A 25,062-nucleotide genomic window follows, 5' to 3' on the forward strand; every position below is an offset into this window, starting at 1 on the left:
TTCCCTCAGGTCAGCTTCACGGCGGCCAGGAGGCCGGAGCCGAGCGGCAGCATCAGCGGACGCAGCCGCTCGTCGTTCCTGACGAGCTTGCCCAGTTCCCGGATCGCGACGGTGTCCGGGTCGCGCTGGGTCGGGTCGGCCACCTGGTCGCCGCAGAAGGCGTCGCAGAAGACCACGACCCCGCCCTGGCGCAGGAGCCGTACCGACTCGGTGAGGTAGTCGATGTACTCCTGCTTGGCCGCGTCGCAGAAGACCATGTCGTAGCCGCCGTCGGCGAGGCGGGGGAGCACGTCGAGCGCGCGGCCGCCGATCAGGCGGATCCGGCTGCCGGAGAACCCGGCCTCCGCGAACGTCTGGCGCGCCATGCGCTGGTGCTCCGGCTCCACGTCCACACTGGTGAGCGTGCCGTCCGGGCGCATCCCGCGCAGCAGCCACAGGCCGGAGACCCCGCACCCGGTGCCGACCTCCACCACCGAGCGCGCGTTCACCACGGTGGCGAGGAAGCAGAGCGCCGCTCCGCACCCGGGCAGGATCGGGTGCGCCCCGACCTCGATGCCCCGCCGGCGCGCGGTCCGCAGGATGTCGTCCTCCGGGACGAACTCCTCCGCGTACTCCAGGCTGGCCGGTGTCGCCATCGGCCTCTCCCTCCCCTGCTTCATCTTGGTCGCAGCCTAGGGGAGTCAGACCGGAACGGGAACTCACGCCACAACGGGGACGTTGCACGCTTTGAACGGTCTTTGTTCGAGACCGCTCGGCCCGCGGTGCGCAGGAAGGGGCGAAACCAGGCACTATGGCTGTAGCGACGATCCTGCAGAGAGGAATGCCGGTGGACGAGCACGACCACCAGGCGGAGACTTCGGTGTCCGACTGGACGCCTCCCACATGGGAGGAGGTCGTCCGCACTCATTCCGCCCGGGTCTACCGGCTGGCCTATCGGCTGACGGGCAACGTCCACGACGCCGAGGACCTCACTCAGGAGGTCTTCGTCCGGGTATTCCGGTCCCTGTCGAGTTACACCCCGGGCACGTTCGAGGGGTGGCTGCACCGGATCACGACGAACCTCTTCCTCGACATGGCGCGGCGCAAGCAGCGCATCCGCTTCGAGGGGCTCGCGGACGACGCGGCCGAGCGGCTGCGCGGGCGCGAACCGTCCCCGGCGCAGGCGTACGACGACGCGCACCTGGAGCCCGACATCCAGGCCGCGCTCGACGCCCTGGCGCCGGAGTTCCGGGCGGCCGTGGTGCTGTGCGACATCGAGGGACTGTCCTACGAGGAGATCGCCGCGACGCTCGGCGTGAAACTCGGCACGGTGCGCAGCCGCATCCACCGCGGCCGCGCCCAACTGCGGGAGGCGCTCGACCACCGGGCGCCCTCGGCGAACCGGAACGGCGATCAAACCCCCCCTTCATTCAGCAGGGAGGGACTGTGAGTCATCTTGGCGAGCGCGTCTCCGCGCTCATCGACGGCGAACTCAGTCACAACGAGCGAGAACGCGCGCTCGCGCACCTGACGTTCTGCGCGGACTGCCGCGCGGAGGTCGAGGCGATGCGGGCGCTGAAGACCCGTCTGCGGTCCATGGACCCGCCCGCGATGCCGGCGGACCTCACCATGTCGCTGCTGCGGATGGCGGAGCCGGGAGGGCCGTTGCCGCCGCGGATGCGGCCCTTTCCCGACCACCCGGCCTTCGGCGCCGGGCGGCTTCCCGGCATGCACGCCGCCGGACCGATGGACAACCGGCCCCGGGGCAGGGACGGCGGACGATCGGGTCCGGGGCGGCCCGGCAGGATCAGACGCGCGGGATACGTCGCCGTGGGAATGGCCGGCGCCGCCGTCGCCCTCGGCACCATGCTCATGGCCGGCGGATCCACCGCCACCCCCAACCCGACGCCCGGGCAGATGTTCGTACAGCATCCCGCCCAGAACAGGGCGCCCGTGGTGAGCGTGTCGCCCAGCCCGTCACCGAGCGTCACCAGGGGGCCTTCGCGCTGAGCCGAGGAGACGGCATACGATCGGACACCACAGCCGTCGTGTGCCGCTGTCCTCAGGGTTTCCGGCATTGTGCCGGCACCGCGTGGCTGCCGGCGGATGACCCCGTGCGCGAGGAGTGAGTGCCGCGATGACCGACAACACGCGTTCCTTCGGCGCGTCGGACCGGCCCGAGTTCCTTCCCGCGGGCGAGGAGCCCCCTCAGGAGCCCTCCCAGGAGCCGTCTGCGGGCTCGTGGGGCGCCTCCGGGCAGGAGACCTCTCCGGGCGGCCCTCCGCCGCCCACCGGCGCGTACGGCATGGGTCCCGGCTGGGCGCCGCCGCCGCTGTATCCCGCCGCTCCGCAGCGGGAGCCGCGTGGCCCCAACATCGCGTTGTACGCCGCCCTGGCCGTGGTCGTCGCGCTCGTCGCGGGCGGGGTGGCGAGCTGGGGGACGTTCCTGCTGACGCGCCCGTCCTCCGGCATCGACCCCGGATACTCGCTCAGCGCGCCGTCGAAGCAGCCCACGGCGCGGCCGCCGGGGTCGGTGGCGGGGGTGGCCGCCAAGGTCCTGCCCAGCGTGGTCTCGCTTGAGGTCAAGGGCAACAGCGAGGCCGGCACCGGCTCGGGCTTCGTCATCAAGGGCGGCTACATCGTCACCAACAACCACGTCGTGGCCGTCGCGGGGCAGGTGGGCGAGATCCGCGTCCGCTACAACGACCGCACCTCCTCGGGCGCGCGCGTCGTCGGCCGCGACCCGAACTCCGACATCGCGGTGGTGAAGCCCGACACGCCCGTCAGAGCGCCGGAGCTTCCTCTCGGCAACTCCGACGGCGCGGTCGTCGGCGATCCGGTCATCGCGGTCGGCTCGCCCCTCGGCCTGACCGGCACGGTCACCACCGGCATCATCAGCTCGCTCAACCGCCCCGTCGAGGCGGGCGGCAGCACCGGCTCGGACTACGCGCTCATCAACGCGATCCAGACGGACGCCGCCATCAACCCCGGCAACTCGGGCGGCCCCCTGGTCAACGCCTCGGGCGAGGTGATCGGGGTGAACTCGGCGATCGCCACGGTCGGCGGCTCCCTGCTGGGCGCGCAGTCCGGCAGCATCGGCCTCGGCTTCGCGATCCCGGTGAACCAGGTGCGCCGCATCGCCCAGGAGCTCATCACCACAGGGGCGGCCCGCACCTCCAGGATCGGCATCACGATCGACCAGAGCTATCAGGGCCAGGGGGTGCGGATCGCCACCGAGACGGCGGGGGGCGCCCTGCCGGTCACCCCCGGCGGGCCGGCCGCGAAGGCGGGGCTGCGCCCGGGGGACGTCATCCTCGAGGTCGACGGCCAGCCGGTGGGCGACAGCCGCGAGCTGATCGTGACCATCCGCAGCAAGGCCCCGGGCGACCAGGTGCGGATCAAGTTCCGGCACGACGGGGAGGTCCGTACGGCGACCGTCACGGTCGGCGCGGCACCGGTTCCCAGCGCGCGTCCTTCGTGAACCGGCCATCACCTGTCCACAGCTCAGGGCGCGGGCATTAGTCTGATTTCAGTCGTACGCGCAGGAGGAGATCACCATGTTCGGACTCGGCTGGGCAGAGGCCCTGGCGTTGGTGGTGATCGCCCTGCTCGTGTTCGGGCCGGAGAAGCTGCCCCAGGCCGCCTCGCAGGCGGGCCGTACGCTCAGGCAGCTCCGGCAGATGGCCAACAACGCGAAGGAGGACCTCCAGGCCAACATGGGCCCGGAGTTCGCCAACTTCGACCCGGCCGACCTCAACCCCAAGAACTTCGTGCGCAAGCACCTGCTCGACGACATCGAGAAGGACTGGAACGCCACCCCGGGAGTGGAGCCGGAGCCGGTGGCCTCCCCCACGCCGGAGCTGGGCGTGGGAGAGATCCCGCCGTACGACAACGAGGCGACCTGACCGGTCAGTGCTTGACCGGTGAGATGTCGAGCTTCAGGCCCTTGAGGCTGGTCGGCTTCTTCCCGAGACCGGACGCGATCCGGCGCAGCTCCGCCGCCGCGGGGGCGTCGGGGTCGGTCAGCACGAGCGGCTTGCCCTCGTCGCCGCCCTCACGCAGCCGCATGTCGATCGGCACCTGACCGAGCAGCGGCACCCGCGCGCCCAGCGTGCGGGTCAGCGCGTCGGCCACGGACTGGCCGCCGCCCTCGCCGAACACCGAGATGCGCTCGTCGCAGTGCGGGCAGGGCAGCCAGGCCATGTTCTCGATGACGCCGGCGATCTGCTGGTGGGTCTGCGCGGCGATCGACCCGGCGCGCTCGGCCACCTCGGCGGCGGCCTGCTGCGGGGTCGTCACGACCAGGATCTCGGCCGTGGGCAGGCGCTGGGCGACCGAGATGGCGATGTCGCCGGTGCCCGGGGGCAGGTCCATCAGCAGGACGTCGAGGTCGCCCCAGTAGACGTCGGTGAGGAACTGGTACAGCGCACGGTCGAGCATCGGGCCGCGCCACACCACCGGCGTGTTGCCCTCGGGCTTGAACATGCCGACCGAGATGACCTTGATGTCATGCGCCACCGGCGGCATGATCATGTCCTCGACCTTGGTGGGACGCTCGCCCACGCCGAGCATGCGGGGCACCGAGTGGCCGTAGATGTCGGCGTCCACGACGCCGACCTTCAGGCCCTGGGAGGCCATCGCGGCGGCGAGGTTCACCGTGACCGACGACTTGCCGACGCCGCCCTTGCCGCTCGCGACCGCGAACACGCGGGTCAGCGAGCCGGGCTTGGCGAAGGGGATCTCCTTCTCCGGCCCGCGGTCGCCGCGCAGCTTCGTCTGCAGCCCCTTGCGCTGCTCCTCGCTCATGACGTCCAGGTCCACCTGAACGCCGGTGACACCGTCGACCTTGGAGACCGCCTCGGTGACGTCGCGGGTGATCCTGTCCTTCAGCGGACAGCCGGCGACGGTCAGCAGCACGCGGACGCGCACCACACCGGCGGGGGAGATGTCCACATTGTCGACCATGCCGAGGTCGGTGATCGGCCGGCGAATCTCGGGGTCGTTGACCGTCGCCAGCGCGGCCATGACCAGTTCAGGGGATGGTGCCATGAATCCATGCTATGGACTCAGCGGGTGTCCTCCGAACCCGCCCCGGGCGATCTCACCCCGGCCTCGCTCAACTCCTCCTGCAGGCGCTGGAGCTCCGAGCGGATGTAGTCGCGCGTGGCCACCTCGCCGAGCGCCATGCGCAGGCCGGCGATCTCCCGGGTGAGGTACTCGATCTCGGCCTGGTTGCGCTCGGCCGTCATCCTGTCCTGCTCGTACTGGACCCGGTCGCGGTCCGCCTGCCGGTTCTGCGCGAGCAGGATCAGCGGCGCGGCGTACGACGCCTGGAGCGAGAGCATCAGGGTCAGGAAGATGAAGGGGTAGGGGTCGAACTTGAACGGCGCGAACACGTTCCACAGCAGCCAGAACCCGACGAACACCGTCATGTAGACGATGAACCGCGCGGTCCCGAGGAACCGCGCGATCCGTTCGGAGAGCTGGCCGAACGCCTCGGGATCGTAGTAGAGCCGCAGGCGCGGGGTCAGCTCACGCGGCTGGTCGAGGCGTTCAGTCATGTCGTTCTCGCCAGTCCTCCGGCAGCATGTGGTCCAGCACGTCGTCGACGGTCACCGCGCCCAGCAGGCGGCACAGCTCGTCCACGACGGGGATCGCGACCAGGTTGTACGTCGCGAGGTACGACGCCACCTCGTGCACCGTGAGCTCGGGCCTGATCGGATCCACGGTGATGTCTATCACGCTGCCGAGCAGCGTCGACGGCGGCTCCCTGAGCAGCCGCTGGAAGTGCGCCACCCCGAGGAAGCGCCCGGTCGGGGTCTCGGTCGGCGGGCGGGTGACGTACACCTGGGCGGCGATGGCCGGGGTCTGCTCCTGCTGGCGGATGTGCGCGAGGGCCTCGGCCACGGTCGAGGTCGGCGGGAGGATGACCGGCTCGTTCGTCATCATGCCGCCGGCGGTGTACTCCCCGTAGGTCAGCAGCCGCCGGACCGGCGCGGCCTCCTCCGGCACCATGAGCCGCAGCAGCCCCTCGGCCTGCTCGGCGGGCAGTTCCTGCAGCAGGTCGGCGGCGTCGTCCGGGCTCATCTCCTCCAGCACGTCGGCGGCGCGCTCCCGGTGCAGCCGGCTCAGCACGAGCACCTGGTCGCGCTCGGGCAGCTCCTCCAGGACGTCGGCGAGCCGGTCGTCGTCCAGCGCCGCGGCGACCTCGGCCATCCGCTTGCTGGGCAGCTCGTGCAGCATGTTCGCCAGGTCCGCCGGGCGCAGCGCGTCGAAGACGGCGAGCAGGTTGGCCGCGCCCTGGTCCTTCTGGATCCCCGCGAAGCCGCTGACCTCGTCCCAGTCCACGACCAGGGTCTCGCCCCTGCGCCGCTTCCCGCGGCGTACCGCGACCTTGGTGATGAGCCAGTCGGACGGCCGCGGCTGCTCCATGGCCAGGTCCTGGACGGTCACCCGCTCGCCCTTGTAGTCGACGGTGCGGTCGAGCATCTCCCCGATGGCGAGCGTCTCGGCGTCCCGGCACTCGAACCTGCGCATGTTGAGCTTGCCGGTGAAGATGACGGCGCGGGCCTCGATGCTGGTGATCCTGGTGATCGGCAGGAAGACCCGGCGGCGTGGCTGGACCTCGACGACGAAGCCGTGGACCCGGGGGAGCAGCGGCCCCCGCAACGAGACGACGACGTCCCGGATGCGGCCGATCTGGTCGCCGGCCGGGTCGAAGACCGCCAGCCCCGCCAGGCGGGCCACGAAGATCCGATCCACTCTGTCAGGTTACGCAAGGATGCGCACCGCTCGCTGTTATGACAGGATCCAAGCCGTTTATTGGTCATTACATGGGCAGGTGACTATGAGGGCTGTCAGCCTGGCGATCGCGGGCGTCTCGGCCTTCTGCTTCGGGTTCTCAGGGCCGACGGCGAAGATCCTCGGCGTGGCGGGGCTCACGCCGCTGGAGGCCGTGTGGATCCGCATGGCGGGGGCCGGCGTGCTCCTGCTGGCGGTCCTGGCCGTCTTCAGGCCGCGCGCGCTGCGCATCCCCCGCGACCGCCTGCTGTTCTTCGCCGCGTACGCCGTGATCGCGGTGGCGGCCGTGCAGGCCCTGTTCTTCGTCGCCATCACCCGGCTGCCGGTCGGTGTGGCGCTGCTGATCGAGTACACCTCTCCGGTGATGGTGGTCCTGTGGGTGCGGTTCGTCCGGCGGCTACGGCTGCCGCGCTCGGCCTACCTGGGGGCGCTGATCGCGGTCGTCGGGCTGGCGATCGTCGTGCAGGTCTGGGAGGGGCTGCGCCTCGACGCGCTCGGGCTGCTGCTCGCCCTGGTGGCCGCCGCCTGCTGCGCCGGATATTTCCTGATGAGCGATTCGTTCGGCGACGACGTGGACACGCTCGGCCTGATCGGCTGGGGCATGCTCGGCTCGGCGGTGGTCCTGCTGCCCGTCTCCCGGCCCTGGAACATCGACTGGGCGGCCCTCACCGACGCCGTCGAGGTCTCCGGGCGCACGGTCCCGGTCGCCGCGGCCGCCGTGGTGCTGGTCGTGGTCGCCACGGTCGTCGCGTACGCCACGGGGGTCACCGCCGTGCGGCGGCTGTCGGCCGCGGTCGGCGCGACGGTCGCGTCGGTGGAGGTCATCGCGGGGGCGGTGATCGCCTGGGTGCTGCTCGGCGAGCGCCTGGAGACCGCCCAGATCACCGGGGGCCTGATCGTGCTCGCCGGGGCCCTGCTGGCCCAGACGGCGACCGGGCGGATCGGCTCCGAGCGGCACGCCGCCGAGGCGGCCGAGACCGTACGCGTCTGACGCTGTCACGTCCGGGGCGCGAGCCGGACGACCGTGGATCGCTCGGCCCAGCGGGCGGTCAGGCCGGCGGCGTCGCGGGCGTTCAGGCGCTCCTTGGCCAGTGCGGCCACGGCGTCGGGGGCGGCCGCCTGGTCCACCACCTCGGCGGCGGCCGGGAAACGGACGAGCTCGGCGCCGTTGTCCTTGCTGCGCAGCACGACCTCGATCTCGCCGCGCTCCGCCGCGATCTCGGTCAGGCCGGGCAGGGCCCGCTCCTCGCCGCCGGTCACCACGTAGAGCGCCCCGTCGTGCCACACGTGCCAGGCCAGCCGCGGCCCCGACGGCAGGCCGAGCCACAGCACACTGGACTTCTTCGCGCCCTCTTCGATCACCGACAGGGTCATGAGGCACAGCCTATTCACCGCGCTACCGTTGGCCCATGCGCGCTCGACGTTCGTGCCTCGCGGTGCCCGGCAGCAACCCCCGTTTCCTGGAGAAGGCCCAGGGCCTCGCCGCCGACGAGATCTTCCTCGACCTGGAGGACTCCGTCGCGCCCGGCGCCAAGGACGAGGCGCGCCGCAACGTCGTCGCCGCGCTCAGGGAGGGCGACTGGACCGGAAAGACGGTCGTCGTCCGGGTCAACGACCTCACCACGCGCTGGACCTACCGGGACGTCATCGAAGTCGTCGAAGGCGCCGGCGACCGGCTCGACTGCCTCATGCTGCCGAAGGTCTCCGACGCCTCCCACGTGGTCTGGCTCGACACCCTCCTCGGCCAGATCGAGCGGGCCACGGGCCTGCCCGAGGGCGGCATCGGCGTCGAGGCGCAGATCGAGGACGCCCGGGGGCTCGTCAACGCCGACGACATCGCCGCGTCCTCGCCCCGGCTGGAGACGCTGGTCTTCGGCCCGGCCGACTTCATGGCCTCGATCGGCATGCGCACGCTGGTCGTGGGCGAGCAGCCCCCCGGGTACGGCGAGGGGGACGCCTACCACTACATCCTCATGCGCATCCTGATGGCCGCACGCGCGCACGGCCTCCAGGCCATCGACGGGCCGTACCTGCAGATCCGCGACCTGGACGGCTTCCGCCGGGTCGCGATGCGGTCGGCCGCCCTGGGGTTCGACGGCAAGTGGGTGCTCCATCCGTCGCAGGTGGAGGCGGCCAACGAGGTGTTCTCGCCGTCCCAGGAGGACTACGACCACGCCGAACTCATCCTCGACGCGTACGAGTACTACACGACGGTCGAGCAGCGGGGCGCGGTCATGCTGGGGGACGAGATGATCGACGAGGCCTCGCGGAAGATGGCCCTCGTGGTGGCGGCCAAGGGCCGCGCCGCCGGACTCGCCCGGTCCAGCTCCTTCACCCCGCCCAGCTGATCGGCCGCCGTACGCGAAGAATGGACATATGAACGAACCACAGCCGGGCCCGGATCCGGCCGCCGGGCCGCCCCAGCTGCCCGGTCCCTATCTGGCGCCGGGACCGTACGCCGGCGGGACGGCCTGGCCGGCCGGTCCGCCGCAGCCGTCACCTCAGCCGCCACCTCAGCCGACGCAGTGGGCCTATCCGGCGCCGTATGCGGGCCCCTATCCGTGGGGGCCGCCGCCGCGTGCCCGCTGGGACGTCCCGCCCCCGCCCGGCACCCGGTACGACCGCCTGGCGCGTACGTCGTCGCACCGCTGGTGGCGCCCGATCGCCGGCACGCTCGCGGTCATCGTGGCCTTCCTGGCGCTCTCGATCGCCGCCGGTCTGGTGGCCTTCATCGTGTCGCTGGTCACCGGGGTGCCCATGGTGCGCTCGGGAACCCGGCTGTTCGCCGATCCCGTCGTGGACCTCGGGTTCCAGCTGGGGGTCATCGCGCTGCTGCTGCCGCTGGTGCTCGGCGCGGCGTGGTTGTTCCAGCGACGACCGCCGGGGTCGCTGTCGTCGGTGGCCCTGCGGCTGCGGTGGCGGTGGCTGGGGATGTGCCTGCTGGTCGCGCTGGTGGCGGTCGTGCTCGGGCAGGCCGTCGAGGCCGTGACGCTGATGTCCGCGGGGGTGGACCCCGGATTCCACTGGGCGGGCTGGGAGGAGTTCCTCCCGGCCATCGTCGTGATCCTGCTGCTGGTGCCGTTCCAGTCGGCGGCCGAGGAGTACGCCTACCGCGGCTGGATCATCCAGGGGTTCGGGGCGTACCTGCGCACTCCGTGGCCGGCGATCCTGGTGGGCGCGGCGGCCTTCGCGGCCTCGCACGGCTACACGGGCTGGGGGATCGTCTACGTCTTCGCGTTCGGCATGCTCATGGGATGGCTGGCGGTCCGCACGGGCGGGCTGGAGGCGCCGATCGCCCTGCACGTGACCAACAACGTCGTGGCGTTCGGAGTCGTCGCGGCCTCCGGGGACATGGGCAGCGCGATGGAACAGGGCGAGGTGCCCTGGGAGGCGCTGATCGGCTCGGCCGTGCAGTTCGCGGTTTTCGGCGTCGGCGTGCTGATAATCGCCCGAAAGTGGGCAATTCAGACCCTCTCCCGATAAATCTCACTAGAGAGGTATGGTCCCTGGGCTCTTCCCGTGTTGCTCTGGATCCGTGATGGGGTATCACTGTGATCGCTTTGCCGTACCACAGGTGGAACGGTCCGGATCGACCTCTCCGGGGAGGAGGTACTGAGCGTGGCCTCGGGCCCCCACGAGCGCGACCGCCGGCACGCCGCAGACGAGCAGGCGACCCCTCCCACGCCCCCGCCGGAGTTACACCACCGGCCGCCCGGCCCGTCCCCATGGGCGCTGCCTCCGTTCGCCGCCCCCGTGCCGGAGGACGCGTCCGACGACGCGGGTGATCCGGACGCCGGCGACCCGGACTTACCCGGCGGCGGCCCGGACACGGCGCCGCAGACATGGGCGCCGCGCCCCGATCGGGACGCGCCGCGCGACCGCGGGCCCCGGACCGGCCGCAGGCCGTACGCCGCGCCGTACGGGGGCGGGGAGCCGCGCCACGGCCGCTCCGAGGACCGCGGTGAGCACGGTGACGCGGACGCGACCGGTCCGCCCGGTCCCGGTCCCGCGGGTTCCCCCGCGCCCCGGCACGGCGAGGGTGCCGGGTCGGCGGGGGAGGCGGCGTCCTCCGGCCACCAGGAGGGCCGGGGACGCCGGACCGTGAACCGGCCGGACAAGCTGGTCGCCTCGGGGCCGCCGCGGCGGCGGCGTGCGCAGATCCCGCGTGAGAACCCCGACGGGCCGGACGCCCCCGAGATCGACACCCCGCCGTCGGGGCCGCTGCGCGAGGGGGACCCCGGTGGTCAGGGGCACGGTGGTCAGAGGCACGGTGGTCAGGGGCACGGTGGTCAGGGGGAGCACGTGTGGACGCACACGCCCCCCGAGCCGGTCGAGCGCATCGGACGTCCGCCGGGGGGCCGTCCGGCGCGTCCCGACACGCTCGTGGCCGTCGGCCCGCCCCGGGCGGGCGGCGGACGCCGCCACAGACGGGTGCTGCCGGTCCGGCGGTTCCCGCCGCGCCTGCCCCGGCTGGTCGCTCCCGCGATGATCGCCGTCGTCCTCGTCGCCGCCGCCGTGCTGGGCGTGGCCGTCGTCAGATGGGCCGGCGGCCCGTCCACGGCGGGACTGCGCCTCGCGGCGGGCGACGGCCAGTCGGGCGACGCGGCGTTCTCGGCGCCGGGGCTGCCGGGCAACGGCTCCAGCCAGGTGCTCAACGCGTTCGCGGCGGCGGGCGCGACGGTGGTGGCGGCGGGCAGCGACACGACGAGCCCGCTCACCCGGCCGCTGTTCCTCGTGTCCCCCGACGGCGGCGCGCACTGGCAGACGGGCCGGGTCACCGACGCCCCGGGGTACGAGTCCGCGCCCGGGGCGGTCGGCAGGCTCGCGGGCGGCGACGGCCGCTGGCTCGCGGTCGGGACCGACGCGCCCGGCTCGGCGGGCCCGGCCGCCCGCGGCATGTGGGTCTCCTCCGACGGCCGGTCCTGGACCGCGGTGGACCCCGCACGGCTGACCGCGTTCTGGAGCCAGGACAGGATCACCGACGTGGCGCGGACCGCGACCGGATTCCTGGCCGTTGGCGCCACGACCCTGCGGGACGGCACGGCGGGCCCGGTCGCCTGGGTGTCACCGGACGGCGTCGGCTGGACGAGGGTGGACACCGACCAGATAGGCACCCCTGACAAGGTCCGCGCGATGCGGGCGGTGGCCGCCCGGGGCGACCGGGTGGTGGCGCTCGCCGATCCCAGCTCCGGTAATCAGGCGTCGGGCGACTCGGTCTCGGTCGTCCTGCGCTCCGACGACGGCGGGCGCACCTGGCTGCGTACGGCCGCGGCGCTGGCGGACGTACGGCCCGAGCCCGGCGCGCTGGCCGTCACCGCGAAGGGTTTCGTCCTCGTGCCCACCCGGCAGAAGTCCGACGGCGGCGAGGTGCGGGTCTACTGCTCGCCCGAGGGCGCCGACTGGAGCCAGTGCGGCACGATAGGGCCGCTCGGCGCGGAGGGGACCGGCGTGCGGGGCCTGGCCGCGTCGGCGGCGGGGATCGCGGCGGTCGCCGAGTCGGCCTGGGAACGGTACGCCGTCTACACCAGCCGCGACGGCCGCGAGTGGACCAGGAGCGCCGACCTCGGCGGCATCCCGGGCACCCTGCGCGGGCTGGCCGTCACCGACGCGGGGGTGCTCGTGGCGGGCGGCGACAAGCGCGGGCCCGGCGACGTGGAGAACCTTCCCGTGCTGATCACCGCGGCGAGGGGTGAGGCGGCGCGCGGCGTGCCGCTCAAGGAGATCGCCGGGCTCAACCGGCTCGCCAGGGACACCGCGGACCTCGTCGCCGCCGGTGGCACCTTCGTCGCCGTGGGCTCGGCCAACGGCGACGCCGCGATCTGGACGAGCGGCAACAACGGCGCCAACTGGAAGGACGCGGCGTTCCCCGACCTGCTGGGCGGACCGGGACGCCAGGCCCTCAGCGGCGTCGCGCACGGCCCCAGGGGGTGGCTCGCCGTCGGCAGCACGACGACCGACCCGGCGGTGACCCGCCCGCTGGTCGTCACCTCTGCGGACGGGAAGAGCTGGCGGCCCGGTCCGGCGATCGAGGTGCCCCCGGGCCACTTCCTGCTCGCGCCGAGTGTGGCGGCCGCCGGGCCGAAGGGCTACGTCCTCGCGGGGGAGGACCGCTCCGCCACGGGAACGCTGCCCGCCCTGTGGTTCAGCCCCGACCTCAAGCGCTTCACCCGCTCCGCGCCGGGCAGCATGCCGGCCGGTGGGGCGGGCGTGCGCCTGTACGACGTCACGGCGACGCCCCACGGGTTCATGGCCGTCGGCGGATCGGGCACCGCCGACCGGGAGACGGGAGTGGTCTGGGTCTCCTCCGACGGCCTCAACTGGAACGCCCGGGGCCGGGTCCTGCCGCCGGACGCCACCTCGGCCGGGCTGCGCCACGTGGTCGCGACCGAGGCGGGCGTGGTGGTCGTGGGCACCGCGATGACCGAGGACGGCCCCCGCCCGTTCTCCGCGCTGTCCACCGACGACGGCGCCGAGTGGGAGTACGGCACGCTGCCCGCCGACGCCGCCGCCTCCGTCCTCGACGTGACCGCGAGCGGGCGGGGACTCGTCGCCGTCGGGTCGCACCGGTCGTCCGCGGAGGGCGGCGAGGGCGACAGCGCGGCCTGGGTCTCCGCCGACGGGGTGGACTGGTCGCGCCAGGCGCTCACGCAGGACGGCCTCGGCGGCCAGGGGTCGCAGTTGCTCGGGGCGGTGGCGGTCTCCGGCAACCGGGTCGTGGCCGTCGGCAGGTCGGCCGGCCACACCGACGACCACCTGACGATCTGGCGCAGCACGGTCACGGATCGGTGATCCCGGGGATGACCCCCCATCCGGCGAGGGTGTCGGCGAGGCCGTCGGTCAGCGGGAGCCGTGCCAGGTCGGACGGCGCCCACCAGCGGGCGTCGGCGGCGTCGTCCCCGGCAACCGGCACGCCGCTGCCCGAGGCCGTCGCCACGTAGTCGTGGATCTCGTAGGTCCCCCCGCCGGGGGCGGGCCACCGGACGGTCCCGGCGAGCCGTACGACGGTGACGTCGAGGCCGGTCTCCTCGCGCAGCTCGCGGCGCAGCGCCTGCTCGTCGGTCTCGCCGGGCTCGACCCTGCCGCCGGGCAGGGACCACAGCCCCTCGCCGGGAGGGCGGCCCCGCCGCACGAGCAGGAGACGCCCCTCGGCGTCGGCGACGATCGCGCCCACACATCTGATACACCGCACATCACCAAGATTACGACTAGATAACGGGCAGACTCTTGACGTACGGACATCACGGACGCACCGTGAATATTTGTGAGAACCGCGCCAACTTGTCCGCGGTGCTTCGGGCCGCTGCACGAACCGAATGTCTGGTCGAGTTCCTGGCGTTGCGACGCCCACGGGGACGTCCTGCCCTTCCAGCCGCCCCGGCGGCCCTCGCAGGCCGCGCTGGAGGCCCTCTGCGAGACGGCCAGGGTGCCCGTCTGGCTCCCGTGGCCGCTCCCGTCCGGATGGCTGGTGACGGGCTTCGCGGAGGTGGGTGACGAGCGCACCGGTGTCAGGGCCAGCGTCGTCGCCCTCGCCGGCCCGTCGATCACGCACGGCCCCGCCGACATGCTGCTCATCGCGGAGGAGCCGGGCATCGGTCTCGGCGCCGCGTACGCCGGGCTGCCGGGCCCGGACCCGGGGGCGGGGTTCGACGCCGGGCCGCCGCACGCCAAGATCGACGCACGTGGCCACCCCACGGCACTGTGGTGCGCGGGGCGGGCAGTGCCGGGGGACCGGGCCGTCTACGTGGGCGAGGCCCTCGGCAACTGGCTGTGGACGGTCGCCTGGCCCGTCGAGGCCGGCTGCTTCATCGCGCTGGCCAACCTGTCGCTACGCGATCTGCGGGACCAGGACCAGGCGCTCGACCTGCCCTTCGGCGCCTTCTCGCCGCGTCTGGACGGAGAGGGATAGTAAGGTTCTGAGCCGTGACAGCGCGCATCGAACGAGTGGTGACCTCGGGTCTGGTGGACTACGAGGGCGACGAGCACAAGGTCGAGAACAACACCTGGATCGTGGGTGACGACGACGAGGTGATCGTCATCGACCCGGCGCGGGACGCCGACAAGATCCTGGCGCAGGTCGGCGAGCGCGAGGTCCTCGCCGTCATCTGCACGCACGGCCTGCCCGACCACGTCGGCGCCGCGATCGAGGTCGCGGCCAGGGACGAGGCGGTGATCGCCGTGCATCCCAAGGACAAGCGCCTGTGGCGGCAGACCTGGGAGGAGACCTGGCCCGACATCGAGATGGAGGACGAGGGGCTGTTCTCCGTGGCCGACGTCGAGCTGGAAGTGCTCTCCACGCCGGGGGTCACGCCGGGCGGCGTCTCGCTCTACTGCGAGGGCCTCGGCGCGGTCTTCACCGGCAAGACCCTGCTCATGGACGGCCCCGGCAAGCTCGGCGGGGAGTACCCCGCGCTCGCCGACCAGCTCACCTCGATCGGCGAGCGGCTGTTCACTCTTCCGCACGAGACGAGGGTGCTGCCCGCGCACGGCGAGGAGGGCAGGATCGGCGACCTGGAGCCCGAGTTCGACCGCTGGCTGTCGGGGTCGCTGACCGGCGCCCAGGAGGCCGACCCGGAGCCGCCGCTCGTGGACGGCACCCGGGCGTCCGGCATCAAGCTGAACCTCGACGAGTAGGGCCGTGGAGCAGCTCGGCCTCGACGGCATGCCGAGGCGGCTCTACACCTGCACCCCGTCGCGCCTGAACACCTGGCTCGACTGCCGGCGTCGCTACCGCTTCACCTACCTCGACCGGCCCGCTCCGCAGAAGGGGCCCCCGTGGGCGCACAACAGTGTGGGGGCCTCCGTCCACAACGCGCTGGCCGCGTGGTGGCGGGAGCCGTACGACCGGCGTACGCCGGTCATGGCGGCCGTGCTGCTCACCAACGGCTGGATCCGCGAGGGGTTCCGGGACGAGGAGCAGTCGGCCACGTGGCGTGACCGCGCCCGCGCGATGGTCTCCTCCTACGTCGCCGCGCTCGACCCCGGCGACGAGCCGGTGGGCGTCGAGCGCACCGTCGCCACGCGCACGTCGGTCATCGCCGTCTCGGGCCGGGTGGACCGGCTCGACCGGCGCGGGGACGAGCTGGTCGTGGTCGACTACAAGACCGGCCGCCGCCCGCCGACCTCCGACGACGCCCGTTCCTCGATCGCGCTGGCCGTCTACGCGATCGCCTCGTCCCGCATGATGCGCCGGGCCTGCCGCCGGGTGGAGTTACACCACCTGCCCACCGGGACGGTCGCGGAGTGGGAGCACACCGAGGAGTCGCTCGCCCGCCACCTGAGCAGGGCCGAGGACATCGCGACGGAGGCGGCCGACGCCGACGACGCCTACCGCGCGGCGATCCCGAGGCGGGAGGACCGCGCCGGCGCGGCCGAGGTGCCGCCCGAGATCGACCGGCTGTTCCCGCCCGAGCCGGGCCCGATCTGCTCCTGGTGCGACTTCCGCCGCCACTGCCCCGAGGGGCGGGCCGCGTCCCCCGACAAGCTCCCCTGGGACGGCCTGCCGGACACGCCCGGCTCCGCCGGCCTCAGCCCGTCGTACGGCGGGGACGGCGGCGAGGGTCGACCAGCGCTCTGAGGCCCTTGCCGACGTCGTATCCGGCGGCGCCCAGGCGCTCGCGCGAGGCCCGCAGCATGGCCCTGGTGCGCTCGTCCAGCACCTGCTGGTGGACGAAGTCGGGGATCGTGTTCATGGTCAGCCGGAAGGCCCGCAACGCCGCCGTGACCGTGATCTGCGGCACTTCGGGCAGCACGCCGTACATCCCGCGGGCCCAGCCGGGCAGCGTGTAGTAGCACAGCGCCCCGAACGGGAAGTAGACCGGCTTGGCCGGGGACAGGAAGCGCATGTCGTCCGGCAGGCGCGGCCAGAGCAGGAACCGCACGGCGGCGGCCGATTCGGGGATGACCCGCAGGACCGGGCGCATCCGCGCGAAATATTCGTCCATCTCACTGACCGAGCCGGGCACGTCGTCGGCGTGGAGCCCGACGTACGTGGCGCTGCGCCGCTGCTCGGCGAGGTACTGGTCGGCCTGCCGGTCGGTGATCCGGGCGCCCGCGCGGCGGACGACCTCCAGGTAGGACATGACCTCCGCGCAGTGGACCCACAGCAGCAGCTCGGGATCGTCCACCCGGTGGGTCCGGCCGGTGTCGGGGTCGCGGATGCGCAACGCCCGGTGGATCGCGCGCACCCGCCTGCCGATCTCCTCGGCCTCCTCGGGGCTGCCGTACGTCACCCGGCCCACGAAGTCCGCCGTACGGCGCAGCCGGCCGAAGGGGTCCTCGCGGAAGTTGGAGTTCTGCCACACGCCCCGCATCGCCAGCGGATGCAGGGCCTGCAGCATCAGGCCGCGCACGCCGCCCACCCACATGGTCCGGTCGACGTGGACCAGCCACGTCGCGGATTCCGGGGGCTGGGCGGTCAGGCCGCTGGCGCCGGGCATGACGACCGGCTCATCCGTGCTGGTGCTGGAGCAGCCGGCTCTCCGCGGCGTTCCAGAAGCGGGTCAGGGCCGCCGCGGTTGTCTCGGGGGCCTCGACGGCCGGGGAGTGGAGCGCCCCCGGCACCACGACGCACTCCGCGTCGAGCCTGCGGGCCATCTCGGCCTGCAGCAGCGGCGGCCAGCCGTCGTCGTGCTCGCCGTACAGGACCAGGAGGTCGAGCCCGCACCCGGCCAGCTCCGCGCAGCGGTCCGGGGCGCCCAGGACCTCCTCCGCCATGGCCACGAGGCCGGTGGGGTGATTGCTGAGCAGCCGCTTGCGCAGGAACGCGACGATGTCGTCGGGGACACCGGCCGCCAACGCCTCGGGCTCCAGCCTGTTCGACCACATGTAGTCCAGGCCGTACTCGGGGAGCTCGGCCAGCAGGACCCGGCCCATCCGCTCCCGGGGCCCGACGATGCCTCCCGGCCCCGAGCTCATGAGCGTGAGCGAGGCGAGCCTGGCGCCGCCGTTCAGCGCCGCCTCCCGGGCGACGAGCCCGCCGAAGGAGTGTCCCAGCAGGTGGACGGGCTCACCCTGGCCGACGGCCGCGGCGATCGCGTCGATGTCCGCGCCGAGAGCCGCGCACGTGTAGGCCGCGGGGTCGTCCGGGCCCGGCGTCTCGTACTGCCCGCGCATGTCGACCGCGATGACCCGGCGGCCGGCCTGCGCGAGCGTCTGCAGCACGGCGATGAAGTCCTCCTTCGACCCCGTGAAACCGGGGACGAGAAGGGCGGGCCAGCGCTCGGGGACCCCGCTGGACGGCAGCGCTTCGAGGGCAGCGAACGAGCCCAGCGGCGTCTCGATCTGCTCACTGCTGACACCCGGCGGAAGGGTCAGGAACCGTGGCGTGCTCACGAGGCCTCCTCCACCTCACCCCGGATCCCGGGAACCGATGGGCCGGACCGGCCGCACGTCCTGGACCGTCTGCTGAAGGCTCGCTCACTCACGTGGCATCACGATACCCAGGAAAGATCCCGACGACACTGCCGAAGCGACTACGCGGGTTTCGGATGGTCATTGCGTATGCCTCCTGTCCAGGTCATACCCACTGCGGGCGAACCGGCCCCCGACGCGACGGGGCAGGGCGAGCGCCGGCCGTCCGGCGCCCTCCCTGCCCCTGCTGTCGTGCTCATCTACGAGCGGGCCTGTGCCGGCCCCTCACCCCGTACGGCGGGGCCGCGGCCGGGGCGGGCGACGCCGCTGCTGGGCGCGCTCGCTCGCGGCGGACGGCGCGATGTCGTCGTCGTCGGTCGCGATGTCGGGAGACCTGAACACGATCGCGAACGGGCTGGCCGGGATGATCCGCTCCGGCTCCGGCCGCTCGGCGGGCTCCCCGTCGGCGATTTCACTCACGGGCGTCTCCCCAACCGGCTCCTCGATCGGGAGTGCCTGCTCGGCGTCGGCGGCGCGGGTCCTGCGTCGGCGCGCCGGGCGCTCCTCCGCCGGCTCCTCGGCCACGGGAACCTGGTCGCCGGCGTCGGTGGCGATGTCGGTAGCGGTGCCGGTGGTGGTGTCGGTGGTGGCGCTGTCGGCCGTGGTGGTCTCGCCGGCGCGGGTCCTGCGGCGGGTGGTCCTGCGCGTGGCCGCCGCCTTCGGCTCGTGCCCGTCGCCGGTGGGCGCGGCCTCCCCGTTCACCGGGGCCTCGGCCTGCTCCTCCGAGCCGTCCTCACGGGACCCCACGGCCGCGACGTCGGCCAGCGCGCCGGTCAGGGCCGCGGCGTTCGCGCCCCTGCGCCCGCGGCGCACCGGCGCTGCTTCGGCCGGGGCCTCCGTAGTGGTCTCCGGAGGCTCCGCAAGAGCCTCCACCGGAGCCGGCGCCTCGGTCTCCCCCGACAAGGTCGAGTCGGCGTCATGGGAACGGCCACCGCGGGTGCGCCGCCGCTCGCGGGTGCGGGCGGGGCGCTCGCGACGCTCCTCCCGGTCCCCCCGACCGGACTTGCCACGGGAACGGGAGCGGCCCGTCTCGCCGAGGTCCTCGATCTCCTCGGCCTCAAGGCCCGCCCGGGACCGCTGCGCGCGCGGCAGCACGCCCCTGGTCCCCTCGGGGATGTCGAGGTCGGTGTACAGGTGCGGGGAGCTCGAATAGGTCTCGACGGGCTCGGCGAAGTCCAGCGAGAGGGCGTTGTTGATGACCTTCCAGCGGGTCAGCTCGGTCCACTCGACGAAGGTCACCGCGACGCCGGTGCGGCCCGCCCGGCCCGTACGGCCGATCCGGTGGACGTAGGCCTTCTCGTCCTGCGGGCAGTCGTAGTTGACGACGTGGGTGACGTCGTCGATGTCGATGCCGCGCGCCGCGACGTCGGTCGCCACCAGCACGTTGATCTTGCCGTTGCGGAAGGCCCGCAGCGCCTGCTCGCGCTGGCCCTGACCGAGGTCGCCGTGGACGGCCGCCACCGCGAAGCCCTTGTCCTTGAGCTGCTCGGCGACCATGTCGCAGGCCCGCTTGGTCTCGCAGAACACCATCGTGAGCCCGGCGCCCCTGCTCTGCATCAGGCGGGCCAGAATCTCGATCTTGTCCATGCGGTGCGTGCGGTACACGTGCTGCGTGGTCAGCGTGGTCGTCTCGGCCTCGGCCGTGCCGCTCTCCGCCCGGACCCGGGTGGGCTGGGTGAGGTAGCGGCGGGAGAGGTTGACGATCTCGCCGGGCATGGTCGCGGAGAACAGCATGGTCTGCCGCTCCTCGGGCACGAGCTTGATGATCCGCTCGATGTCCGGCAGGAAGCCGAGGTCGAGCATGCGGTCGGCCTCGTCCAGCACGAGCATGGTGATCTGGCCGAGGTCGAGGTGCTTCTGCTTGACCAGGTCGAGCAGCCGCCCCGGCGTGCCGACGATCACGTCGACGCCGTTCTTGAGCGCCTCGATCTGCGGCTCGTACGCGCGCCCGCCGTACACGGTGAGGATGCGCGACCCCAGCTTGCCGGCGGCGAGGACCAGGTCCTCGGTCACCTGGAGGGCCAGCTCGCGGGTCGGGACGAGGACCAGACCGCGTGGCTTCTTGCGGTTCTTCCTCGGCTTGCCGACGAGCTGCAGCATGGCGACGCCGAAGGCATAGGTCTTGCCCGTGCCGGTGCGCGCCTGTCCGATGACGTCCTGGCCGGCCAGCGCCAGCGGGAGCGCCATCTCCTGAATCGGGAATGGTGAAGTGATGCCCTCGGTCTCGAGTGCATCAGCGATCTCCGGGATGACTCCCAGGTCTCGGAACGTCGTTGTCAGCGTGGCCTGCCTCAATCAGTGCGAAGGGCGGCCTTCCGGGACATCCGGCCGACAGATCTTCCCCGGTCCGGGTCCTCGCGGACAGTCGCGCCCTCGTCGTGATCAGCGACCGCGGCATTTAGTGGTTCCTGGGGGTCCGGGGGATGGCCCCGGATCGACACAGTGAGCGGCACAGTGCGGTCGCACTTCCACGAAGCAGTCTACTCGATACCACAACACGGAACCGATTTCTGCGACTTCTCGCTAAAAGCTCTTGCTGTGTCGCGGGGGTCCGGGGGCCCGGGCGCCCCTCCGATCGAGGAGCCGGGGAGCCGTACGCTGCACCCATGAGTGATTCCTCTCCCGGGACCGTGGACCTGCTCGGTGTCCTCGCGTACGCCGAGCTCACCGCCTTCCTCCGGCTGGCCGAGGACGCCGCGCTGCTGGCTCCGACGCTGAACGACAGGGCCGCCCTCGGGGACGTGGCCGCCACCGAGTACGGGCACTTCCGTGTACTACGTGACCGGCTGGCCTCGCTCGGCGTCGATCCGGAGGAGGCGATGGCCCCCTTCGTGGAGGCCATCGACGCCTGGCACGCCCAGACCCGGCCGAAGGACTGGCACGAGGCGCTGATCAAGGCGTACGTCGGTGTGGGGATCGCGGGGGACTTCTACCGTGAGGCGGCGCGCCACACCGCTCCCTCGATCAGCGCCCTGGTGGACGAGGTGCTGACCGACGAGAGCCGTGGGGAGTTCGCGGTGGAGCGGGTGCGCGCCGCGCTGGACGCCGACCCGCGGCTGTGCGGCCGCCTGGCGCTGTGGGCGCGCCGCATGGTCGGCGAGGCGCTGAGCCAGGGGCAGCGGCTCGCCGCGGCCCGGCCGCAGCTCGCCGCCCTGCTGGTGGGCGAGAACGGTGAGGACCTGGCGGAGGTCGGGCGGATGTTCGCCAGGCTGACCGAGGAGCACGGCAAGCGGATGGCGGCCCTCGGCCTCACACCGGGCCCGTAGTCTTCACGGGTTCCGCGGTTGTCGCGGGCGCCGATGCCGTGCGCCGGCCGGTCCGCTGACCTGGCGAGACTCCTGGGACTGCGGGGGCCGGGAGGTACGGCAGGCGGCCCCGCGCGGCGGCCGGTCCGGCGTTCATGGGTCGCGCACGTGCCAAACGGATGTACGGTGCGAGCATGAGGGCCTCGCGCCGCTACGGCAGTTCCTTGACGAGATGTGGGCCGAACACCTGGACTCCGCGTGCGATTTTGCGGAGAGGAAGCGCGGGCTGTCCGACGATCAGCGGGAGGCGGGATCCCCATCGCGCGGATCTGACCCGCCGTCCCCGCGGATGCGGTTACGGACGCACCTGAGCCCGCGGCGATTCCCGGACAGCCGATCGACGGAGCCCGCATCGGACCTCACGGCCAGCCGCCGGGACGGCGCGCGTGGTGGGCGCGCGCCGCCGCCGGCCGGTGACGGCCTCGGAGAGCTGTCGGTTGGCTGTCGCGGTGGGCTAGAGGGTCCCGCCGAAGCCGACGGGGCGCGTCTCGTCCTCGCCGATCTCGACGAACCCGAGCGAGGCCACGGGGACGACCACGCGGCGGCCCTTGGTGTCGGTGAGCGTGAAGACGCCCTTCTCCGAGGCGAGCGCGTTGCGGAGTTCCTCCTCGATCTCCTCGGCCGACAGGTCGGTCTCCACGACGAGCTCACGGTGCACCGACTGCACACCGATCTTGATTTCCATCGGGCTCCCCTTTCGCGAGGGCTGGTCCCTACCCATCGTCGTCCCCTCGGGGAGCGGTGAGCCCTGTGATCGCGTGAAGCGAACAGGATTCCGGTCAGCCGGTGCGCGGGAAACCGCTGATGCCACGCCAGGCCAGGCGCGCCATCAGCTGGGTCGCCGCCTCCTTCGGGATCGAGCCGTGGCTGCTCAGCCAGTAGCGCGCGCTCACCTCGGCCATGCCCACCAGGCCGACGCCGAGCAGGTGCGCCTCGTCACTGGAACAGCCGGTGTCCTCCTGGATGACCTGGCTGATCGCCTCGGCGCTCTCGTGCAGCGAACGCTCCATCCGCTGCCGTACGGGCGCGACGTTGCGCAGGTCGGATTCGAAGACGAGCCGGAACGCCTCGCCCTGGCTGGAGACGAAGTCGAAGAAGGCGCCGATGGCGGCCTGCACCCGCTGTTTGTTGTCACTGGTGGACTCGAGAGCCTGCCGGATCCGGGTCACCATGTCGTCGACATGCAGGTCCAGCAGCGCCAGATACAGCTCCAGCTTGCCCGGGAAGTGCTGGTAGAGCACCGGCTTGCTCACACCGGCCCGCTCGGCGATCTCGTCCATCGCCGCCGCGTGGTAGCCGTTCTCCACGAACACTTCCTGTGCCGCGCTCAGCAACTGGCGGCGGCGGGCCATCCGGGGTAGCCGGGTGCCCCGGGGCTTGGCGTCCGGGGTAGCGGTCACGGCAGTCTCCTTGGAAGATGCGCATCGGGGGCTCCCGCCCCGGGGCCTCATCCTACGCGTGGGTAACTCGGGTCAACGATAGTCGTCGTCGTCGAGGTCGACCGTGCGCTCCTGCTCGACCACGTCGGCCGGGTCGGCGTCGAACGGAACGCGCTCGGGCCAGCGCCGGTCGTCGGGGACCTTGACGAGCTGGTGCTGCTCGACAGCGTCGGCCTCCGGCGCCTCGATCGAGATCTCCTCGACCGTCTCGTCGAGGGGGTCCATCTCGGGCATCTGCGTGTCCTTCCGTTCGAAGGTCGGCTGCGACAGGTCCAACACTACGACCAGGGCGGCGGCGGAACTAAGCGGCAGGGCTAAGCGGTGAGGGGTACGAACAGGTCACCGTGCTCCGCCACCCGCTCCAGCACCTCAGGAGCGGTGAACACCAACTGGTCCGGGCTGTCGCAGTCCTCGACCTCCTCCCACCGCAGGGGAGTGGACGCGGTCGGCCGCCCGGCGGCGCGCAGCGAATAGGGCGCGACGGTCGTCTTGGCCGGGTTGTTCTGGCTCCAGTCGATGAAGACCTTGCCCGGCCGCTCCTTCTTCGCCATCACGCTGGTCACGAACGGGTGCTCCGCCTGCATCCGCCGGGCGAGCGCCTTGGCGTACTCGGACGTCCCCGGTCCCCGGTCCCAGGGGACATAGAGCTGCATGCCCTTCTGCCCGCTGGTCTTGGGAAAGCCGTCCAGGCCGTCGTCCGCCAGGGCCCGCCGCAGCAGGACGGCGACGCGGCAGCAGTCGACGACGGTGGCAGGGGCGCCCGGGTCGAGGTCGAAGACGAGGGTGTCGGGCGGCTGGGGCTCGCCGTCCTTGGCCACCCGCCACATCGGCACGTGGATCTCCAGGGCGGCCAGGTTGGCGTAGTAGACCAGGGTCGGCAGGTCCTCCACGACCGCGAAGTCGATCTCCTCGCGGTTCTTGGTGCTGCCCGGCGCGGGAAGGGCCACCGTACGGACCCAGTCGGGCGTGTGCTCCGGGGCGTTCTTCTCGAAGAAGAACTGGCCCTCGACGCCGTTCGGGTAACGCTTGACCGTGAGCGGGCGCCCCTTCAGGTGCGGCAGCAGGACCGGCGCGATCCGGGTGTAGTAGTCGATCACTTCGGCCTTTGTGAACGCGGCGTCGGGATAGAGGACCTTGTCCAGATTGGTCAGGGCCAGCAGGCGGCCCTCGACCTTCACCCGCACCTTCTCGCTCATTCCTGCTCCTCCCGCCGCACGTCCGCGGGGACCTTGTCGGCGCGCACGCCCCGCCACACGGGGTTGCGCAGCCGCCCGTCGCGCGTCCACATGGTGAACGCCACCTCGCCGACCACTTCCGGCCGGACCCATCGGGCGTTCCTGGAGATCTCCCTCGGCAGCCCGTCCGAGAAGGGGCTCTGCCCGATCTCGAGCGGCTCAATCAGCCGGAGCAGGTCGCCGAGCGTCGCGTCGGTGAACCCGGTGCCCACGTGGCCGGCGAAGCGGAACTCGACCGGGGAGGTCCCGGCGTACACGCCGAGCAGGAGCGAGCCGACGCCGCCCGCTCGGCGGCCCTTGCCGGGCCGCCAGCCGCCGACGACCACCTCGGCGGTGCGCAGGTTCTTGACCTTGATCCACCAGTCCGCCCTGCGTCCCGGCCGGTACGGCGAGTCGAGGCGCTTGGCGACCACGCCCTCCAGCCCCTGCCGCCTGGTGGCCTCCAGCACGGCCGGTTCACAGGGGAAGCACGGTGGGGCGCCCAGGCCGAGCGAGTCGAGCAGCGCGCGGCGGTCCCGGTACGGGAGGTCGAGCAGCGTGTGCCCGTCGAGATGGAGCAGGTCGAAGGGCAGGTAGGAGACCGGCAGCCGGCCGAGCAGGTCGGCTCCGGCGGGGTCGGTGATGTGCATGCGCCTCTGCAGCCGGGCGAAGCTGGGCCGGCCCTCGGGGTCGAAGGCCACCACCTCGCCGTCGACGACCGCCCTGCGGCCGGCGAGCGGCGCCATGGCGGCCGAGATCTCGGGATACCGGGAGGTGAAGTCGGCGCCGTGCCGCCCCGTCACCCGCACGCCGCCGTCGACGTACGCGAGTGCGCGGATGCCGTCCCACTTCACCTCCAGCGCGTACGCCTCGGGGTCGAGGGGGATTTCTCCTGGGATGGCAAGCATCGGCTCG

At 72.6% G+C, this 25,062-nt stretch carries 26 protein-coding genes; 12 read left to right on the forward strand and 14 right to left on the reverse strand.

The annotated features are described in order from the left end of the window. Positions 1-5 precede the first annotated feature (5 nt). Complete coding sequence (locus AB0J39_RS05430) at positions 6-635, reverse strand: O-methyltransferase (RefSeq protein ID WP_169987219.1); 630 nt, start codon at positions 633-635, stop codon at positions 6-8. Positions 636-820: 185 nt separating this feature from the next. Here AB0J39_RS05430 and sigE point away from each other — a divergent pair, with 185 nt between their 5' ends. From sigE to AB0J39_RS05450, 4 genes are all read left to right on the forward strand, one after another. Then, the gene (sigE, locus tag AB0J39_RS05435) at positions 821-1,429 is read left to right on the forward strand and encodes an RNA polymerase sigma factor SigE (protein ID WP_363462211.1); all 609 of its coding nucleotides are present in this window, start codon (positions 821-823) and stop codon (positions 1,427-1,429) included. Beyond that, positions 1,426-1,989 carry a zf-HC2 domain-containing protein gene (locus tag AB0J39_RS05440; protein WP_363462111.1) on the forward strand — a complete coding sequence of 188 codons (564 nt, stop codon included), beginning with the start codon at positions 1,426-1,428 and terminating at the stop codon, positions 1,987-1,989. Before sigE ends, AB0J39_RS05440 begins: the two co-directional genes overlap by 4 nt. Positions 1,990-2,116: 127 nt before the next feature. Next, positions 2,117-3,460, forward strand: a complete 1,344-nt coding sequence (locus AB0J39_RS05445) for a trypsin-like peptidase domain-containing protein (RefSeq protein ID WP_363462113.1) — start codon at positions 2,117-2,119, stop codon at positions 3,458-3,460. A gap of 76 nt (positions 3,461-3,536) precedes the next feature. Then, entirely contained in the window at positions 3,537-3,884 is a 348-nt protein-coding gene (locus tag AB0J39_RS05450; RefSeq protein WP_363462115.1) for a sec-independent translocase, read from the forward strand. 4 nt (positions 3,885-3,888) lie between these two features. Here the strand turns inward: AB0J39_RS05450 and AB0J39_RS05455 are convergent, their stop codons facing one another. From AB0J39_RS05455 to AB0J39_RS05465, 3 genes are read right to left on the reverse strand one after another with little or no spacing between them, the layout of a single operon-like run. Next, positions 3,889-5,028 (reverse strand): P-loop NTPase, encoded by a 1,140-nt coding sequence (locus AB0J39_RS05455; RefSeq protein WP_363462117.1) that lies wholly within the window; start codon positions 5,026-5,028, stop codon positions 3,889-3,891. 17 nt (positions 5,029-5,045) lie between these two features. Then, positions 5,046-5,540 carry a DUF1003 domain-containing protein gene (locus AB0J39_RS05460; protein ID WP_363462119.1) on the reverse strand — a complete coding sequence of 165 codons (495 nt, stop codon included), beginning with the start codon at positions 5,538-5,540 and terminating at the stop codon, positions 5,046-5,048. Further along, positions 5,533-6,741 carry a CBS domain-containing protein gene (locus AB0J39_RS05465; protein ID WP_363462121.1) on the reverse strand — a complete coding sequence of 403 codons (1,209 nt, stop codon included), beginning with the start codon at positions 6,739-6,741 and terminating at the stop codon, positions 5,533-5,535. The genes AB0J39_RS05460 and AB0J39_RS05465 overlap by 8 nt, the downstream gene beginning before the upstream one ends. 85 nt (positions 6,742-6,826) lie before the next feature. Here AB0J39_RS05465 and AB0J39_RS05470 point away from each other — a divergent pair, with 85 nt between their 5' ends. Beyond that, positions 6,827-7,771 carry a DMT family transporter gene (locus tag AB0J39_RS05470; protein WP_363462123.1) on the forward strand — a complete coding sequence of 315 codons (945 nt, stop codon included), beginning with the start codon at positions 6,827-6,829 and terminating at the stop codon, positions 7,769-7,771. 5 nt (positions 7,772-7,776) lie between these two features. Here AB0J39_RS05470 and AB0J39_RS05475 read toward each other — a convergent pair whose 3' ends face one another. Next, positions 7,777-8,154, reverse strand: coding sequence for a hypothetical protein (locus AB0J39_RS05475; protein ID WP_363462125.1), 378 nt, complete (start codon positions 8,152-8,154; stop codon positions 7,777-7,779). Between the two features lie 35 nt (positions 8,155-8,189). Here AB0J39_RS05475 and AB0J39_RS05480 point away from each other — a divergent pair, with 35 nt between their 5' ends. From AB0J39_RS05480 to AB0J39_RS05490, 3 genes are all read left to right on the forward strand, one after another. Next, a complete protein-coding gene (locus AB0J39_RS05480; RefSeq protein ID WP_363462127.1) occupies positions 8,190-9,128 on the forward strand; it encodes a CoA ester lyase in 939 nt (312 codons plus the stop codon). Positions 9,129-9,156: 28 nt separating this feature from the next. Then, positions 9,157-10,263 (forward strand): type II CAAX endopeptidase family protein, encoded by a 1,107-nt coding sequence (locus AB0J39_RS05485; protein WP_363462129.1) that lies wholly within the window; start codon positions 9,157-9,159, stop codon positions 10,261-10,263. 135 nt (positions 10,264-10,398) lie between these two features. Beyond that, the gene (locus AB0J39_RS05490) at positions 10,399-13,569 is read left to right on the forward strand and encodes a hypothetical protein (RefSeq protein ID WP_363462131.1); all 3,171 of its coding nucleotides are present in this window, start codon (positions 10,399-10,401) and stop codon (positions 13,567-13,569) included. On the opposite strand, the gene AB0J39_RS05495 is transcribed toward AB0J39_RS05490, so the two are convergent. Further along, entirely contained in the window at positions 13,556-13,969 is a 414-nt protein-coding gene (locus tag AB0J39_RS05495) for an NUDIX domain-containing protein (protein WP_363462133.1), read from the reverse strand. The two genes, AB0J39_RS05490 and AB0J39_RS05495, sit on opposite strands and share 14 nt — an antisense overlap. Before the next feature lie 72 nt (positions 13,970-14,041). Between AB0J39_RS05495 and AB0J39_RS05500 the strand changes: the two genes are divergently transcribed. Genes AB0J39_RS05500 through AB0J39_RS05510 form a run of 3 tightly spaced genes read left to right on the forward strand, consistent with a single transcriptional unit; the run spans position 14,042 to position 16,354 of the window. Beyond that, positions 14,042-14,686, forward strand: coding sequence for a DUF6758 family protein (locus AB0J39_RS05500; RefSeq protein ID WP_363462135.1), 645 nt, complete (start codon positions 14,042-14,044; stop codon positions 14,684-14,686). A 14-nt stretch (positions 14,687-14,700) separates the two neighbouring features. After that, on the forward strand, positions 14,701-15,411 hold the full coding sequence (locus AB0J39_RS05505; protein ID WP_363462137.1) for an MBL fold metallo-hydrolase: 711 nt from the start codon (positions 14,701-14,703) through the stop codon (positions 15,409-15,411). A 4-nt stretch (positions 15,412-15,415) separates the two neighbouring features. Beyond that, on the forward strand, positions 15,416-16,354 hold the full coding sequence (locus tag AB0J39_RS05510) for a PD-(D/E)XK nuclease family protein (RefSeq protein ID WP_363462139.1): 939 nt from the start codon (positions 15,416-15,418) through the stop codon (positions 16,352-16,354). Here AB0J39_RS05510 and AB0J39_RS05515 read toward each other — a convergent pair. The 3 genes from AB0J39_RS05515 to AB0J39_RS05525 form a co-directional block, all read right to left on the reverse strand. Further along, entirely contained in the window at positions 16,305-17,216 is a 912-nt protein-coding gene (locus AB0J39_RS05515; protein ID WP_363462141.1) for an oxygenase MpaB family protein, read from the reverse strand. The two genes, AB0J39_RS05510 and AB0J39_RS05515, sit on opposite strands and share 50 nt — an antisense overlap. 10 nt (positions 17,217-17,226) lie before the next feature. Continuing rightward, complete coding sequence (locus AB0J39_RS05520; RefSeq protein WP_363462143.1) at positions 17,227-18,111, reverse strand: alpha/beta hydrolase; 885 nt, start codon at positions 18,109-18,111, stop codon at positions 17,227-17,229. A gap of 303 nt (positions 18,112-18,414) precedes the next feature. Next, positions 18,415-20,376: a DEAD/DEAH box helicase gene (locus tag AB0J39_RS05525; RefSeq protein ID WP_363462145.1), complete on the reverse strand. Its 1,962-nt coding sequence runs from the start codon at positions 20,374-20,376 to the stop codon at positions 18,415-18,417. A gap of 419 nt (positions 20,377-20,795) precedes the next feature. Here AB0J39_RS05525 and AB0J39_RS05530 point away from each other — a divergent pair, with 419 nt between their 5' ends. Then, positions 20,796-21,455: a ferritin-like fold-containing protein gene (locus AB0J39_RS05530; RefSeq protein WP_346228381.1), complete on the forward strand. Its 660-nt coding sequence runs from the start codon at positions 20,796-20,798 to the stop codon at positions 21,453-21,455. A 493-nt stretch (positions 21,456-21,948) separates the two neighbouring features. Here AB0J39_RS05530 and AB0J39_RS05535 read toward each other — a convergent pair whose 3' ends face one another. The 5 genes from AB0J39_RS05535 to ligD (AB0J39_RS05555) all read right to left on the reverse strand — a co-directional run bounded on the left by AB0J39_RS05535 (position 21,949) and on the right by ligD (AB0J39_RS05555) (position 25,055). After that, positions 21,949-22,179, reverse strand: a complete 231-nt coding sequence (locus AB0J39_RS05535) for a DUF3107 domain-containing protein (protein ID WP_363462147.1) — start codon at positions 22,177-22,179, stop codon at positions 21,949-21,951. A 94-nt stretch (positions 22,180-22,273) separates the two neighbouring features. Then, positions 22,274-22,894 (reverse strand): TetR/AcrR family transcriptional regulator, encoded by a 621-nt coding sequence (locus AB0J39_RS05540; RefSeq protein WP_169948767.1) that lies wholly within the window; start codon positions 22,892-22,894, stop codon positions 22,274-22,276. A gap of 72 nt (positions 22,895-22,966) precedes the next feature. Further along, on the reverse strand, positions 22,967-23,167 hold the full coding sequence (locus tag AB0J39_RS05545; protein ID WP_363462149.1) for a hypothetical protein: 201 nt from the start codon (positions 23,165-23,167) through the stop codon (positions 22,967-22,969). Between the two features lie 80 nt (positions 23,168-23,247). Next, positions 23,248-24,129, reverse strand: a complete 882-nt coding sequence (gene ligD, locus AB0J39_RS05550) for a non-homologous end-joining DNA ligase (protein WP_363462151.1) — start codon at positions 24,127-24,129, stop codon at positions 23,248-23,250. Continuing rightward, a complete protein-coding gene (gene ligD, locus AB0J39_RS05555; RefSeq protein WP_363462153.1) occupies positions 24,126-25,055 on the reverse strand; it encodes a non-homologous end-joining DNA ligase in 930 nt (309 codons plus the stop codon). The genes ligD (AB0J39_RS05550) and ligD (AB0J39_RS05555) overlap by 4 nt, the downstream gene beginning before the upstream one ends. Positions 25,056-25,062: the final 7 nt, after the last annotated feature.

Source organism: Microbispora sp. NPDC049633 (genome assembly GCF_040675265.1).
Classification (GTDB): domain Bacteria; phylum Actinomycetota; class Actinomycetes; order Streptosporangiales; family Streptosporangiaceae; genus Microbispora; species Microbispora maris.